This window comes from Bradyrhizobium altum, from assembly GCF_020889705.1.
GTDB classification, from domain to species: domain Bacteria; phylum Pseudomonadota; class Alphaproteobacteria; order Rhizobiales; family Xanthobacteraceae; genus Bradyrhizobium; species Bradyrhizobium altum.
The window spans coordinates 1-16,441 of record NZ_JACMYP010000197.1 but is presented as its reverse complement, the minus strand read 5'-3'; the positions used below and the strand labels follow the sequence as shown (position 1 = coordinate 16,441).

The following is a 16,441-nucleotide window of genomic DNA, read 5'->3' as shown; positions in this document are numbered from 1 at the left end:
TGGCCCAATGTCCGTTACCTTGCGTGTCCCAGAACGCGTACTGGGTGATCGTGTCGTGCTCGGCATCGGTGACCGAGAACAAGCTCGAGGCGAGAGCCGAGAACTGCCCGTGATTGGCGGTAACGTTCGGTGCCGTCACCACCGGAGCCGTGTCGGGGCCCGGCGACGCCGTGAAGCTCTTCCAGGCGCTCCACAAGACACCGTCATTGGCCTTCACCCAGAGCGTATCGGGCGTCGAACCGCCGGGGCCGAAGACGTAGCTCACCTGCGACAGGTTCGCCGCCGAAACATCGATCTCGGCGTTGGTGGCCTGGACGACGCCGTTGACGACCCAGTGTCCGTTACCTTGGGTGTCCCAGAACGCGTACTGGGTCATCGTGTCGCCGTCCGGATCGCTCACCGTGAACAGGCTCGATGCAGCAATCGACGTCTGGCCGTGCGCCGCAGTCACGTTGGCTGCGTTCACGGTTGGCGCGTTGTCGCCAAATGCCTTGGCCGTAAATTGAGTCCAGTTGCCCCAAACCGTGCCGTCATTGGCTCGAACTTGAAGGGTATCAGTCGATCCGGTTGGACCGAACACGTAGCTCACCTGCGACAGGTTCGCCGCCGAAACATCGATCTCGGCATTGGTGGCCTGGACGACGCCGTTGACGACCCAATGTCCGTGACCTTGCGTGTCCCAGAACGCGTAGGTGGTGATCAGATCGCCATCGGCGTCGGACGCGGTGAAGAGGCTGGAAGCCAGCACGGAGGTCTGGCCAGCGCCTGCATGGATGTTGGACGCTGTCGTGACGGGCGCGATATCGGCACGCGTCGTGACCAGCGTTCCGGTGCCGGAATCCGCGCTGACGCTGAACCGCACGCCGGGTATCGCATCAAGCTGCAGATCGAAGGAGGACGCCCCTTCGGTGACATGCAGGATGTTGCCGGCCAGCAAGGTCGCCGACCCACCCGATACGAAATTGAGGCCAGCCAGATCGATGCTGTCGCCCAGCACCAGACTGCTGATGGTCGTACCGGCCAGGGAGCCGCCATCGATCTTCAGCTGACCGCCGGAACCGCTGAAGGTGATGCCGCCGTTCGCGACGCTGCCGGCCTGCAGTTCGACCACGCCGCCGGAGATCGTGACCGGCCCCGCGGAGCCGCCAGAGGACACGATCTCATTGCCTCCGGTAAAGACCGCGACGTTGCTCGTCACCGCGCCGGCAACGTTGAGCGCACCACCGCTCGACACCGCGATGTTGTGCGCCGTAGCTCCAGACTTAATGTTCAGCACGCCACCACTGATGACGGTCGTGTGGTCTATTGCGCCTCCCGACGACACGTTAACCGTGCCGCCCGAAATCCCGGTTCCAGAACCAGTCACGCCGGTGACAACACCTCCTGACAATACGTTCTCGATGCCGCCGGCAAAGACCGAGACATTGCTCAGAACCGTGCCGCCAACGTTGAAGATGCCGCCGCTCGAGACGGCGATATTGTCCGCCGTCGCGCCGGACGAGACATTCAGGTCACCACCACTGAAGACGGTCGCATATTCGAAAGACGCACCGGAGAGAACGTCGACCAGCCCGGAAATTACGGTCCCCGAACCGGTAACGCCGGTGACGGAGCCACCTGCAGAGACGATTTCGTGGCCGCCGCTTTGAATGGTGACATTGCTGGTGATCTTGCCCTGCACATTGAGCGTGCCGGACACGTTGATCATGCTGGCCGAGCCTCCAGCCAGAACGTTGAGCGTCGCACCGCTTGCAACGAACGTTCCCGTACCGGCCGCGCCGCTGATGGTGCCCTGGATGACGCCACCGGACGAGACGTTCTCGACGCCGCCGCTGGACACCACCACCATGTTGGAGGTCGTCCCCATCACGTTGAGGATGCCGCCCGCCGAAACCGTCGTCCCGACACCGTTGGAGGATGCCGAGATCAATCCTCCCACCAGCACATTTTCTATGCCGCCGCTCGAGATGACAACGTTGCTGGTGACGGTGCCGCCGAGGTTGAACGTGCCACCCGCCAGGGTGACGTCGTGCGCCGTCGCGCCGGCGGAAACGTTCAGGGCGCCGCCGCTTGAAACACTGGCGCCAACGGTGAGGCCACCAGCGGAAACCGTCTGGTTGCCACCCGACAGAATCGCGGCGCCGGAATCGACGCCACCACTGAACACGGCCTCGAATCCGCCGGACAGGATCGTGCCCGTGGCGCTGCCACCGGCTGACCCCGGACTACCGCCCACGCCGAGCTGGAAATAGCCACCGCTCAGCACCGTCGTGTCGGCCGCCGTGCCGCTGCTCAGCACGGTCATGCCGCCGGAGTTGGAGATCGTCGTTCCGGATACTGCACCGCCCGAGGTGACTTGTGCGCCGCCGTTAATTGCAATCGTGGTGGACACCGCGACGCCACCGGAGTTCACACTGAGCTGACCGCCGGCCACGGTCGTATTGCTTACGGTTCCGCCCGCCGAACCACCCGATCCCTGGAACGACGGAATGCCGACTTGCATGAAGCCGCCATTGCCAATGAAAGTGCCAAGGGCCGTGCCGCCCGCGAACACGCTCTCCGTCCCATTCGCGGTGACGGTGATGGCGGAGGTCGAGCCGCCCGACAGAACGCCGAGGATCGGGCCACTACCCACCGAATAGCCGCTCACGACAGCGCCAGGACCCACCTCAAGGTAGGTGCCGGAAGCGAAAGTGGTGTTGGAAAGCTGCGAAACGGACGCTCCGCTGACCAGTTCTACGGCGCCGAAATTGACCGAAACGCCACTGAGGGACCCGCCTGAGAACAGCTTCAGCAGACCACCATTGACCATCGTGGCGTTTGCCGATCCGCCCGAAAGGACATCGAGCTCACCGCCGCCGAAGACATTGGCGCCGTTCTCGGCACCTCCGGACGAAACGGTTTCCAGGCCACCGCCGTGGATGTTGATGTTACTGGTTGTGCTTCCCGCGAGATTGAATTGGCCACCGCTATTCACATTGATGTCATGCGCGGACGCGCCGGCCTGCAAGTTCAGGGCGCCGTTGCTGTTGACGGCAACGTAGCTGACGGACGCACCCGCGGATGCATTCACTGTGCCCACGACGGTGACAGTTGGGAGGGCGGATGGATCCAATGATCCGTTGATGGCACCGCCGGCAGAGACGTTCACTGTGGCGCCGCCAGCAATGAACACGAAGTTCGTCGCCGTACCCAGAAGGCTGAGCGTTGCTCCGTTCGATACAGTAAGATCGTGAACGGTGGCGCCGGTTGCCACGCTGGCCGAGGCTCCGGACGACAAGGTGAAGAACTCGGACAGGCCTCCGGAGAGGACATTGAGCGAGCCTCCCGACACCGAAAAGTCCTGCGCATTGCCGCCAGAAAGCACGTTCAGCGTGCCCCCCGACACATCGAAGTTCTGCGCACTGCCTCCCGAAAAAACGTTCTCGGTGCCACCGGCGAAGACCTCCGAGTTGCTGGTCTGAGAACCTGCGAGATTGAGGATGCCGCCACTGCTGACGCCGAAGTCGTGGATCGTCGCGCCATTGTCGGCCGTGACAAGGCCACCACTCCTGACCGTGAAGTAGGAGAGCTGGCCGCCCGAGGTCACGCTGACCGTGCCACCCGACACAATCGTCTCGTCGCTGCCGGGAGCGCCCGTCTCGATGCCGCCGGAAGAGATCACAACAAGGCCGTTCGAAAAGACCTCAACGTGGCTTGTCACCGTTCCGGCAACGTTCAGCGTGCCGCCCGACGACACGGCAAGGAACGACGCCGAACCGCCCGAGGAAACGTTGAGCAGGCCGCCTGCATATACCGTGGCCGAGACGCCGAGACCGCCGCTGGAGATATTCTGGCTGCCGCCGGACAGGATCGTGGCGCCGCTGTCGACACCACCGCTCGAAATCACCTCGTTGCCGCCGGACACAGTCGTTCCAGTGGCGCTGCCGCCGGACTCAATGATCAGCGTGCCGCCAGTCAGGACGGTATCGCCGGATTCAGTGCCAGAAGATACAGTAACGGTGACGCCGCTGGAAATCGTCTGCATGGTTCTGCCTCTAGGCCAGACTAAAATTCATTTGCCGGTTTCGGGCATCGATGCCCATCGGCGTCGACGTCCTTTACGCGCATCGCGTTGGCGTCGACCGAAAATCCTGGTATGCGCTCAATCGGCCGTAAATCAGCCGCGTGCATTCAAATTGTCGCGGTGAATTTGCGTGCCGCGGACGCCACAGGAAATCCTTGTGGTCGAAACGCATCCGCGGATCGTTCCAGCAACACGCATGAAAATTGACAATGCGGTAAGGCGTTACAAATTCGCTGGTGGGATGGGTGAACCCGCTGATCATGATGACCGGCGTTCCTGACGCCCATGCAAGCCACGACAGGCCGCTCGACAGACCAATGAAAAAGTCAGCATGACTGGCGCGGCGTCAGTCGAACGATCAACGATGACGTTGGGATGTTCCGGCAAGTGGTCCGCCGGGCGCTTCAGCGCGATCGCCGGCGCGACGGTAATCGCATTCACGAAAAACCCCTGTAGTGAAATACAAAGAAACTGTTCGAAATGTGAGAAAAAGCTAGGCGAGATTGACAACCTCGTCAACGAAACCTTGGCGAGTACCCCTTCGGGGCTGCTCCGGAATCGCAGGAACAAAACAACATACAACGATGAACAGCATCCCAGCGCCGTTCCAGCTTGCCTTGGGCGAAGTCTGCTCTGCCCCTGACAACGAACGTGGCGATCACCATCGCGGCCGGTTGGTAAAGGCCAATACGCAAATTCCGCCCCGAGCCGATGTACTGCGGACGAAGGTGTTGATCGCGGTGGCAGCCCCAAGAAATCCAACGATCTGTTCGGAACCGCCTTCCACCGCGGTGTTGGACGCGACTGCGCTGCCGTAGGCGCCAGGGTTGTTGTTGCAGTCGTTTGAGACGTACTGGAGCCAACCGTTCTTGATCGTCGTATTGATGGCGGTGCCGCCATAGATTTCCTCACCCGACTCTTCGTGACCATCGATGCTGGTATCGCCGGTGATACCGCCGAACACGGTCAGCTCGCCGTTGCTGCTGACCGTGGTGCTGCTTGCGGTTGAGCCACTGTCAACTGTCAGTCGGCCGCCATTGATCGTGGTGTCGATCGCGGTTCCAACTCCCAATAAGTCTGTCCGGCAACTCGCCCCGCGGCCGAGCCTGGCCGATGCTCGACAGTCGAGGCAAACGTCTGCTGGCCCTCACCAACTCATTTGCGGCGCGGGGTCTTCATCACCGAGTTTTGGAGAGCAGCTGGGGAATCGTCTCCGCTATGAGAAGTCTGCTACGCCGCCCTTCTTGCTCTCCACGAAATTGGCGAGCTGGCGCAGGAGCTCGGTGGTGCCGGCCCGGGAAGCGATCACAGTTGCAGCGACGAGATCGCGGCCACCATGCATCGCGGTCTGCGCCCCAGGTTTCTCAGCACCAAGTCCAGGCACAACCGACGAATCGATAGCGGTAGATTCGCACGTAATGGACGCCGGACGAGCGTCGCGGCCGGACCGTCTTCTCGTCCAGCTCCCGCGGCACGCGAGGGTCCTGGCTCCCAGGATCGACCTGGACTGCCCGGCGCCGCAGTTCGGCCGCCTTGGCCGGATCACGCGCGCCGAGCAAACCCCGTTCCTGCATGACGGCAAGGTATTTAAGAGAAAATCCGTCGTTGAGATCGGCCGCCTGCTGAAAGTATTGCGCGGCCGCTCCGTAGTCGCGCGGCGTACCCTTGCCGTAGAAGTACATCAGGCCGGTCTGGGCGAGCGCGAAGGGATCGCCCGCCTCGATCGCCTTCTGATAGAGCTCGAGCGCTCTCGCCTCGTCCTTCTTCACGAAATTGCCATTGGCATACATCGCGCCGAGATTGCTGATCGCGCCCGGCTCCCCGGCGGCGGCCGCCTTGCTGAAGAGATCGAAGGCCCGCGGCATGTCTTCGACGACTCCGCGCCCGGTCGCAAAATAAACCCCGAGCTTGCCTTGCGCCGGCGCGTAGCCGGCTTCGGCGGCTTTGGTCAAATAGCGCTGGGCCGCCAGATAGTTTTTCGTCCCGCCGTAAGCGAGGCCGAGCAGATATTCGAGGCGTGGCTGATCGGGATTGGCGCGCACCGCCGCTTCGCAGATCGGGATCGCGGCGGTGTAATCGTGCGTATTCGCGATTTTCAATTGTTCAGGACTGGCGAACGGCGGCGCAGGCGCAGCCGCGCGCTCGCATTCGCCGTCCGGGCTGCCGGCGGCAGTCGGCGTCTGCGCCGCGACAGCGGCCACCGGTGCCGCGACTTGGGTTGGAGCAGCCGGTTGCAGCGGCGTCGAGGGCGGCGAGGCAGTGACGACCGGGGTCGGCGCGGCTGCCAGATAGACGTCGCCGACCAGAGAGGAACTGTCCCAAGGCGTCTGCTTGTGGTTGGTCGCCACGAGCACATCGCCGCGAACCCTGGAAAGCATCTGGCGCACTTCGATCCCAGGTGTCGCGATATGTTTCAGCAACGCGGCGGTGAACGGCGAATTCCGCCCGGCGCCGTCGAGAGCAACATTGTTCGGTTGCGTCGAATAGACGATCAGCGATCCCTGCCCTGCCGCATCGACGCGGCCGAGGCCGCGAGTGGGCGCCGCACGGGCGCTGCGCGCGAGCTTCTCGAGAAAGGGATTGTTGCGACAGGCGTCGAGAATGATGATGTTGGCGCGCCCCGCCCCTTCCATCTCCTGTTGAATGTCGGTCAGGTTCATCGTGTTGAAACGCACATCGGCAGGCGTTTCGATTTTCGCGTCGACCGGGACCAGATAGTTTTCACCGTTCATCTGCAGGCCGTGACCTGCATAGAAAAATAACGCGACGTCGGCACCGCTTAGGCGCTTGGAAAAATCGCGCACCGCGTTGGCCATGGCGTCGCGGGTCCCGTCGCGCTGTTCGATCACGTCAAAGCCGATGCTGCGCAAAGCCGTGGCAAGATCGGCTGCGTCATTGGCGGGGTTATCGAGGACGGGAACGGCTTGATAGCTGCTGTTGCCGAGCACCAGCGCCAGGCGGGTGCCGGCTAAGGCCTCCATCGGCAGGACGATCAACGCAAAGCAAAACCCGACGAGAAGCAACCGGCAATGTAATCTATGCATCGTGCTTGCTTGCGACTTGCAGTACCGGCTGAAGCCGATTTGAGACGCAAATGATACCGGCAAAGCCGATGCCAGTCAAAAAAACTGATCCAATGCGATCATTGAGCTGATGAACACCAGCGATCGCAACCGCGCCGCTGTCTACATGGAACTCCGGCGGTGGTTCACTCCGGCCCCAACGCAAATCCGGCGATCGATTGTGTGATGTTCGCACACCAGCGTCAGCGTATGCGCCGATCCAGCAAGCAACTGTGAGCGAACCTCACGCAGCCTTTTTGGTCTCCGCGAGATTGGCGAGCTGGCGCAGGATCTCGGTGGTGCCGGCGAGCCGCTCTTCCGGCGTCTCCCAGTCCTGGAAGAACACCACCTTCATGTCCGGGCGCACCTTGGCGGCCTGGCCGTGCTGGCGGATGAACATCACCAGCCGCTCCGGATGCGCAAAGCTGTTGTCGCGGAACGCGATCACGGCGCCCTTCGGGCCGGCATCGACCTTGCCGACATTGGCGCGCCGGCAATAGGCCTTGATCGCGGCGACCTTGAACAGGTAGCGCACCTCGTCCGGCAGCACGCCGAAGCGATCGCGCATCTCGGCGGCGAAGCTGTCGATCTCCTCGTCGGTCTCGAGATCTGCGAGGCGGCGATAGAGCGACAGCCGCACGCTGAGATCGTTGACGTAGTCCTCGGGGATCAGGACCGGCATGCCGATCGTGATTTGCGGCGACCAGCGGTCCGCGGCGGGCTCGGCGACGCCGGCCTTGAGGTTGATGATCGCCTCCTCCAGCATCGACTGGTACAGCTCGAAGCCGACTTCCTTGATGTGGCCGGACTGCTCCTCGCCAAGCAGATTGCCGGCGCCGCGGATATCGAGGTCGTGCGAGGCGAGCTGGAAGCCGGCGCCGAGCGTCTCCAGCGACTGCAGCACCTTGAGCCGCCGCTCCGCCTGCGCCGTGATCTTCTGCTGCGCCGGCAGCGTGAACAGCGCATAGGCGCGCAGCTTCGACCGCCCGACGCGGCCGCGCAGCTGGTAGAGCTGGGCGAGACCGAACATGTCGGCGCGGTGTACGATCAGCGTGTTGGCGTTCGGGATGTCGAGGCCGGACTCCACGATCGTGGTCGAGAGCAGGATGTCGTATTTGCCGTCATAGAACGCGGACATGATGTCCTCGATCACGGTCGGCGGCATCTGGCCGTGGGCGACCGCGACCTTCATCTCCGGCACGTTCTTGTCGAGGAAATCCTTGACGCCGGCGAGGTCCTCGATCCGCGGCACCACATAGAACGCCTGCCCGCCGCGGTAGCGCTCGCGCAAGAGCGCCTCGCGGATCATCAGGGGATCGTGCGGCGCGACGAAGGTGCGCACCGCGAGGCGGTCGACCGGCGGAGAGGCAATGATCGAGAGCTCGCGGACGCCGGTCAGCGCGAGTTGCAGCGTGCGCGGGATCGGGGTTGCCGACAGCGTCAGCACGTGGACCTGGGCGCGCAGCTGCTTCAGCCGCTCCTTGTGGCTGACGCCGAAATGCTGCTCCTCGTCGACGATCAACAGGCCGAGATCCTTGAACTTGATGGCCTTGCCGAGCAGCGCATGGGTGCCGACGACGATGTCGACCTGGCCATCGGTGAGTCCCTTCTTGACCTGGTTCAATTCCTTGGTCGACACCAGCCGCGAGGCCTGCGCCACGTTGACCGGGAAGCCGCGGAAGCGCTCCGTGAAGGTCCGCGAGTGCTGACGCGCCAATAGCGTAGTCGGCACCACGACCGCGACCTGCTTGCCCTCGAGCGCCACGGCGAACGCGGCGCGCAATGCCACCTCGGTCTTGCCGAAGCCGACGTCGCCGCAGATCAGCCGGTCCATCGGGCGGCCGATCTCGAGGTCCTTCAAGGTCGAGTTGATGGCCCCTAACTGATCCTCGGTCTCCTCATAGGGGAAGCGCGCGCAGAACTCGTCATAGACATGCGGCTGCAGCGGGAATTTCGGCGCCTCGTGCAGCTGCCGCTCGGCTGCGATCTTGATCAATTCGCCGGCGATCTCGCGGATGCGGTTCTTGAGCTTCGCCTTGCGCGCCTGCCAGCCGCCGCCACCCAGACGGTCGAGCTCGACATTGGCGCTGTCGGAGCCGTAGCGCGACAGCAGCTCGATGTTCTCGACCGGCAGGAACAGCTTTGTCTCAGCGGCATAATGCAGTTCGAGACAATCATGCGGCGCGCCGGAGACTTCCAGCGTCTGCAGCCCGACGAAGCGGCCGATGCCGTGCTCGACATGGACCACGAGATCGCCGGTCGCAAGGCTCGTCACCTCGGAGATGAAATTGTCGAGCTTGCGGCTCGCCTTGCGCGGCCGCACCAGGCGGTCGCCGAGAATGTCCTGCTCGCTGATGACGGCGAATTCGTCGGTCTCGAAGCCGGACTCCATGCCCACCACGGCCAGCATGGTCTCGTTGCGCGGGGTCGCCTGCACGATCCGCCAGGTGTTGACGCTGGTCGTGTTGAGCAGCTTGTGGTCGCGCAACATCGCGCCCATGCGGTCGCGCGAACCCTCGCTCCACAGCGCGACGATGACCTTCTTGCGCTGCGACTGCAGCGCACCGATATGGCCGACCACGGCCTCGAACACGTTGACATTGCCGTCGGCGCGCTCCGGCGCGAAATTGCGGCCCTGCCGTGCGCCGGCGTCGAACACGTCGGGCGAGCCTTCCGGCACCGCGAACGGCGTTAGCCGCGCCAGCGGTGCCTCGCCGAGCAGCCTGGTCCATTCGGCCTCGGACAGATAGAGCTTGTCCGGCGGCAACGGCTTGTAGATCGCACCGCTGCCGGGATGCTCCAGCGCCTCGCGCCGCGCGTCATAGTAGTCGGCAATCTGCGTGAAGCGCTCGCGCGCGGCGTCCTCGCCCTGCGGCTCGATCGCGATCGTTGCGCCGTCGAGATAGTCGAACAGCGTGTCCATCCGCTCCTGGAACAGCGGCAGCCAGTGCTCCATGCCGGGATGGCGCCGTCCCTCGGAGACCGCTTCATAGAGCTGGTCGTCGCGTCCCGGCGCGCCGAACGCGGCGACATAGCCCATGCGGAAGCGGCGGATGGTTTCGGTCGTGAGCTGGAATTCGGACACCGGCACGAGGTCGAGCCCGCGCATGTCGAGCAGCGTGCGCTGGGTCTCGGCATCGAAAGTGCGGATCGATTCCAGAGAGTCGCCGAAGAAGTCGAACCGCACCGGTTGGTCGAGGCCGGCCGGAAACAGATCGAGGATGCCGCCGCGCACGGCATATTCGCCGGGCTCGCGCACCGTGGACGAGCGGGTGTAGCCATTGTGCTCGAGCCAGGCCACGACCGAGTCCATGGGCACCACGTTGCCGGGCGCAACCGACAGCGCTTGCGCCGCGACCTGATCGCGCGCCGGCACCCGCTGCACGGCGGCGTTCACGGTCGTGAGCACGATCAGCGGCTTGTCGCTGCCAACCAGCCGCGACAGCTTGGCAAGCGCGGTCAACCGCTGCGCCAGAATGCCGGAATGTGGCGAGACGCGGTCATAGGGCTGGCAGTCCCAGGCCGGAACCTGCATGACAGCGATATCGGGCGCAAAGAACTCCAGCGCGCGGGCGAGCTGCTGCATCCGCGCACCGTCGCGGCACACCACGGCGAGGCTGACCGCCGACCGCTTCGGCTGCGCGGCAATGGCGCGCGCCAGATCGGAGATGACGAGCCCTTCGGCGCCCTCGGCGACGTTGGCGATGGTCAGCACCCGGCCGGGCGCGAGCATCGCGGCCGGTGATTTCATCGGCTGCTTCATGCGCTGGGATCCGCCACCCGGAACGCCTTGATGCGGTCAAACAACGCGGTGGCATATTCGGCCGCCAGCACCTTGTCGCCGGTCAGTGCGGCATAGAGGTCGGGATCCGGCACCTCGATCAGATGCTCGAGCTCGCCGATCTCGTGATCGGACAGGTCCGCGATGGTCGCATCGGCAAAGCGGCCGAGGATCAGGTCCATCTCCCGGGTGCCGCGATGCCAGCAGCGAAACAAAAGCCGCTTGCGGCGGTCATCGAGCCCGTGGCTCGATCGTGTCGATCCCGTCATGTCCCAAATCCATCGAACGCCAAAAGCCCGGACGTGCCGGGCGGGGCTTGATATAGCGATGGCAGGGGCCGATGTCAGCCCTCTTTCGCCGCGTTTTGGAGATGTTTGGGCGCATGCCGTCATTGCCGGGCTTGCGCGCCCGTCGAAGCCTTAGTGCAGGCCCTTGGCCCAGCTCTTGGCGTAGACGGGAGCCGGCAACTCATGCTCGCTTAAAAAAAGACGTGGATGCCCGGCACAAGGCCGGGCATGACGTGTCGAAACGGACCTAGATTCTCCTGATGCGCCCCAGTCTGCTCAATCCGCTGTTTGCCCAGGTCACGACCTTGCAGGGTGTCGGCCCGAAGCAGGACAAGCTGCTGCGCTATCTGCTCGACCGCAGCGAGACGCCGCGGCTGGTCGATCTGCTGCTGCACCTGCCGGCGAGCGTGATCGATCGCCGCGCGCGGCCGAAGATCCGCGACGCAGCAGTCGGAACCATGGTGACGCTGGAGGTCACCGTCGACCGCCATCGGACGCCACCGCCGCGCAATTCGCGCGCGCCCTACCTCGTCTATGCCAGCGACGACACCGGCGATGTCGTGCTGACCTTCTTCCGCGCCCAGCCCGGCTATGTCGAAAAGCTGCTGCCGCTCGGCGAGAAGCGCTACGTCTCCGGCACGCTGGCGATGTATGACGGCATCCCGCAGATCGTGCATCCCGACCGCGTCGTCGATGAGGCCGGCTTCGCAAAACTGTCCGGCATCGATCCGGTCTACCCGCTGACCGAGGGGCTCGCGATCGGCTCGCTCCGCCGCGCCATCGCGCAGGCGCTGACCAAGCTGCCGGACCTGCCGGAGTGGATTAGTCCCGAGGTGCTGCGCCGTTGCAACTTCCCGCCGATCAGGGAGGCGCTGAGCCGCGTCCATGTCCCGGTCGAGCTGACCGACATCCTGCCCGACGGCCCGTTCTGGTCGCGGCTTGCATTCGACGAACTACTCGCCGGCCAGCTCGCGCTGGCGCTGATCCGCGCCACGCTGCGCCGCCCCGCCGGCGTCCGCAATGCCGGCGACGGCCATCTGCGCAACAGGATCATCGACGCCCTGCCCTATGCGCTGACCAGGTCGCAGCAGCAGGCGGTCGCCGCGATCACGGAGGATCTGCGCCAGCCGGTGCGAATGCTGCGCCTCGTGCAGGGCGATGTCGGTTCCGGCAAGACCGTGGTGGCGCTGCTGGCGGCGGCTGCCGTCGCGGAAGCCGGCAAGCAGGCCGCGCTGATGGCGCCGACTGAAATTCTGGCGCGCCAGCATATCAAGACCATCGCGCCGCTCGCCGAGCGCGCCGGGATGCGCGTCGCCATCCTCACCGGCCGCGAGAAGGGCAAGGAGCGCCGTGAACTCCTGGTCCGGCTCGAGGCCGGCGAGATCGACCTTTTGGTCGGCACCCACGCGCTGATCCAGGACGACGTGATCTACAAGACGCTGGCGCTCGCCGTGGTCGACGAGCAGCATCGCTTCGGCGTGCGCGAACGTCTCGCGTTGACCTCCAAGGGCGAGGCCGTCGACGTGCTGGTGCTGAGCGCCACGCCGATCCCGCGCACGCTGGTGCTGACCTATTTCGGCGACATGGACGTCTCGGAGCTGCGCGAAAAGCCCGCCGGCCGCCAGCCGATCGACACCCGCGCGGTGCCGATGAGCCGGATCGAGGATGTGATGGACGGTGTCGGCCGCGCGCTCGGCGCCGGCAAGCTGGTCTACTGGATCTGCCCACTGGTCGATGAGTCAGAGGCAGAGGGCACCGAGCACCTCACCAACGCGACCGAACGTTTCGAGAGCTTGCAGAAGCGGTTCGGCGATCGCGTCGGCCTGGTGCACGGCCAGATGAAGGGCACTGAGAAGGATCGCGTGATGGCGCAATTCGCCGCGCACGAGATCGGGCTCCTGGTCGCAACGACCGTCGTTGAGGTCGGCGTCGACGTCCCGGCAGCGACCATCATGGTGATCGAGAACGCCGAACGCTTTGGCCTTGCGCAACTGCACCAGCTGCGCGGCCGGATCGGCCGCGGCTCGGAGGCCTCGACCTGCCTTCTGCTGTACAAGGAGCCGCTCGGCGAGATGTCGAAGGCGCGGCTGAAAGTGATCCGCGAGACCACCGATGGCTTCCGGATCGCCGAAGAAGATCTGAAGTTGCGCGGCGAAGGCGACGTGCTCGGCATCCGCCAGAGCGGCCTGCCCGGCTATCGAATCGCGCGCTCCGAGGTGCACGGCCAGCTCATCACGCAGGCGCGCGACGAGGCGCTGCGGATCATGAAGGACGATCCGAAGCTGAAGGGCGAACGCGGCGAAGCGCTGCGCTGCCTGCTCTATCTCTATGAGCGCGACGAAGCCGTGCCGCTGATCGGCGCTGGGTGATTCAACGCGACAGACGCCGCCGTCCGTCCCGTCATCCTGAGGAGCGCGAAGCGCGTCTCGAAGGATCGACGGCCACCAGCGGGGCCGATTCATCCTTCGAGACGCGCGCAAGAGCGCGCTCCTCAGGATGACGGTGCGATAGCGCGATCGTACGGCTAGACACGCCGCATGGGCGCACCAGCCCCTACTCCACCTTCGCCGGCGCAGGCTGCGTGGCCGGCTGCAACGAGGCCTGGTTGGCGACGCGCGCGGCGTTGGCCATGCCGGCAAGCGCCGCGGCGCGCTGTTTCTGATCGTTGGCGCCGGGCTGCACCACGCCGGCCGACATGATCAGGGTCGCGGCGTCCTCGGTGCTCATCTCGATCTCGATGATCTTGCTCCTCGGCACGTAGAAGAAGAAGCCGGTGGTCGGGTTCGGCGCGCACGGCAGGAACACCGAGATATGCTCTTCCTCTCCGGGCAGGCTAGCCGCGAGCTCGGCGCTCGGCGCCTGCGAGATCAGCACGATCGACCACATCCCGGGCGAGGGAAATTCGACCAGGCCGACGCGGCGGAAGCTCGAGCCGTTGCCGGAGAACAGCGTCTCGAACACCTGCTTCAGGCCGCGATAGATCGCACGCACCGCGGGGATCCGGCCGAGCAGCCGCTCGCCCAGATCGACCAGGGTCCGCCCGATCAGATTTGCGGTGAGGAAGCCGAGCAGCGTCAGCGCGATGACGGCGACGATCAGGCCGGAACCGGGCAGCCCGAACGGCAGATAGGTCTCCGGCCGGTAGGCCGTGGGCACGAACGGCCGGACCAAATTGTCGACCCAGTTCACGAACCACCAGGTCAGATAGAAGGTGATCGCAACTGGTCCGGCCACCACCAGGCCGGTCAGGAAATAGTTGCGGAACCGCGCCATCAGCCCGCGGGGAGCGTCCGGGGGTAGTTCACCTGGCGCGGGGGGAGGCACTTTGTTGGACGTCATTGCTGTTCCAGATCGTCGAAGCGGCCGTCCTCACCAGCATGATCCGGAAAAGTGCGCCGCGGATTTCCTAAAAGATCGTGCATAAACAAAAGGCTAGCGCGAGATGATGAACCTGTCCCGAACTTCGGCGCGCAGCACCCCTGAGCTAAGCCATTCTAGCAGGTTTTTGAAGGGCTGCGTGACAGCGTCACTTGCGGCTATTCGACCGTGACCGATTTGGCCAGATTGCGGGGCTGATCGACGTCGGTGCCCATCACCACGGCAGTATGATAGGCGAGCAGCTGCACCGGAACGGCATAGACCATCGGCGCGAAGGTCGCCCCCATGTCCGGCATCACGATCGTCACCAGCGACTGGATGGTCGCCTCCGCGGCGCCCTTGGCGTCGGTCATCAGGATGATCTTGCCGCCGCGGGCGGCGACCTCCTGCATGTTGGAGACGGTCTTCTCGAACACCTTGTCGTAGGGCGCGATCACCACGACCGGCATGTGCTCGTCGATCAGCGCGATCGGCCCGTGCTTGAGCTCGCCGGCAGCGTAGCCCTCGGCATGGATGTAGGAGATTTCCTTCAGCTTCAGCGCGCCTTCCAGCGCCAGCGGATAGCTGGTGCCGCGGCCGAGATAGAGCACGTCGCGCGACTTCGAGATCTCGCGCGCCAGCTTCTCGATCTGCGGCTCTGACGTGAGCGCCTCCGACATCAGCCGCGGGATCTCGACCAGGCCATGCACCAGCTTGGCCTCGTCGGCATCGGACAGCTCGCCGCGCGCCTTGCCGGCGGCAACCGCGAGCGCGGCCAGCACCATCAGCTGGCAGGTGAACGCCTTCGTCGAGGCGACGCCGATCTCGGGACCGGCGAGCGTCTGCAGCACGGTCTCGCTCTCGCGCGCGATCGTCGAGGTCGGCACGTTGACGACCGACAGCGTATGCGCGCCCTGCGCCTTGGCGTAACGCAGCGCAGCCAGCGTGTCGGCTGTCTCGCCCGACTGCGAGATGAAGATCGCCAGGTCGCCCTTGCGCAGCGGCGCCTCGCGGTAGCGGAATTCCGAGGCGACATCGAGCTCGACCGGAACGCGCGCCAGCCGCTCCAGCCAGTATTTTGCGACGAAGCCGGCATAGCTCGCGGTGCCGCAGGCCGTGATCGAGATACGCTGGATATCCTTGAAGTCGAACGGCAGCTTGATCGGCAGGGCGACGCGCTCGGTCGCCATGTCGACGTAGCGGGCGAGCGTGTGCCCGACCACTTCGGGCTGCTCGTGGATCTCCTTCGCCATGAAGTGGCGATAGTTCGCCTTGTCGACCAAAGCAGTCGCGGTGGTGTGCTTGATCGCCTCGCGATGGACGATGGCGTTGTCCTTGTCGAAGATCGTCGCGCCCTTGCGGGTCAGCACCACCCAGTCGCCGTCCTCGAGATAGCTGATCGTATCGGTGAACGGTCCGAGCGCGATCGCGTCGGAGCCGAGATACATCTCGCCCTCGCCATGGCCGACCGCGAGCGGCGGGCCGTTGCGGGCGCCGATCATCAGATCGTCCTCGCCGGCGAAGATGAAGCCGAGCGCGAAGGCGCCGCGCAGCTGCGACAGCGCCGCCCTCACCGCCTCGACCGGCGCGACGCCGCCCTTGAGCAGATTGTCGACCAGATGCACCACGACCTCGGTGTCGGTCTCGGTCGAGAACACCGCGCCCTTGTGCTCGAGTTCCTCGCGCAGCTCACGGAAGTTCTCGATGATGCCGTTATGCACCACGGCGACGCGCTCGGTTGAGTGCGGATGCGCGTTGTTCTCGGTCGGCCTGCCGTGGGTGGCCCAGCGGGTGTGGCCGATACCGGTGTGGCCGCCGAGCGGCTTTGCCTGCAGCCAGGCCTCGAGGTTTTTCAGCTTGCCCTCGGCGCGGCGCCGCGCCAGGGAGC

General features: G+C 64.8%; 9 protein-coding genes. 1 reads left to right on the top strand and 8 read right to left on the bottom strand.

Features of this window, described 5'->3' with window-relative positions; translation table 11 throughout:
* From H8B02_RS34160 to H8B02_RS34135, 6 genes are all read right to left on the bottom strand, one after another.
* On the bottom strand, window positions 1–4,027 hold a 4,027-nt coding region (locus tag H8B02_RS34160), incomplete at its 3' end, for a hypothetical protein (RefSeq protein WP_229170255.1).
* 697 nt (window positions 4,028–4,724) lie between these two features.
* Window positions 4,725–5,138, bottom strand: coding sequence for a hypothetical protein (locus H8B02_RS34150; RefSeq protein WP_229170254.1), 414 nt, complete (start codon window positions 5,136–5,138; stop codon window positions 4,725–4,727).
* Window positions 5,139–5,282: 144 nt separating this feature from the next.
* Complete coding sequence (locus H8B02_RS48215; protein ID WP_283842286.1) at window positions 5,283–5,408, bottom strand: hypothetical protein; 126 nt, start codon at window positions 5,406–5,408, stop codon at window positions 5,283–5,285.
* 22 nt (window positions 5,409–5,430) lie between these two features.
* Window positions 5,431–7,062 carry a caspase family protein gene (locus H8B02_RS34145; protein ID WP_229170253.1) on the bottom strand — a complete coding sequence of 544 codons (1,632 nt, stop codon included), beginning with the start codon at window positions 7,060–7,062 and terminating at the stop codon, window positions 5,431–5,433.
* A gap of 310 nt (window positions 7,063–7,372) precedes the next feature.
* Window positions 7,373–10,891 (bottom strand): transcription-repair coupling factor, encoded by a 3,519-nt coding sequence (gene mfd / locus H8B02_RS34140; RefSeq protein WP_229170252.1) that lies wholly within the window; start codon window positions 10,889–10,891, stop codon window positions 7,373–7,375.
* Window positions 10,888–11,178 carry an FAD assembly factor SdhE gene (locus H8B02_RS34135; RefSeq protein ID WP_229170251.1) on the bottom strand — a complete coding sequence of 97 codons (291 nt, stop codon included), beginning with the start codon at window positions 11,176–11,178 and terminating at the stop codon, window positions 10,888–10,890. Before H8B02_RS34135 ends, mfd begins: the two co-directional genes overlap by 4 nt.
* Window positions 11,179–11,456: 278 nt before the next feature.
* On the opposite strand from H8B02_RS34135, the gene recG reads away from it, so the two are divergent.
* A complete protein-coding gene (gene recG / locus H8B02_RS34130; RefSeq protein WP_229170250.1) occupies window positions 11,457–13,565 on the top strand; it encodes an ATP-dependent DNA helicase RecG in 2,109 nt (702 codons plus the stop codon).
* A 184-nt stretch (window positions 13,566–13,749) separates the two neighbouring features.
* Here recG and H8B02_RS34125 read toward each other — a convergent pair whose 3' ends face one another.
* A complete protein-coding gene (locus H8B02_RS34125; RefSeq protein WP_229170249.1) occupies window positions 13,750–14,535 on the bottom strand; it encodes a DUF502 domain-containing protein in 786 nt (261 codons plus the stop codon).
* 197 nt (window positions 14,536–14,732) lie between these two features.
* Entirely contained in the window at window positions 14,733–16,436 is a 1,704-nt protein-coding gene (glmS, locus tag H8B02_RS34120) for a glutamine--fructose-6-phosphate transaminase (isomerizing) (RefSeq protein ID WP_229170256.1), read from the bottom strand.
* Between the last annotated feature and the right edge of the window lie 5 nt (window positions 16,437–16,441).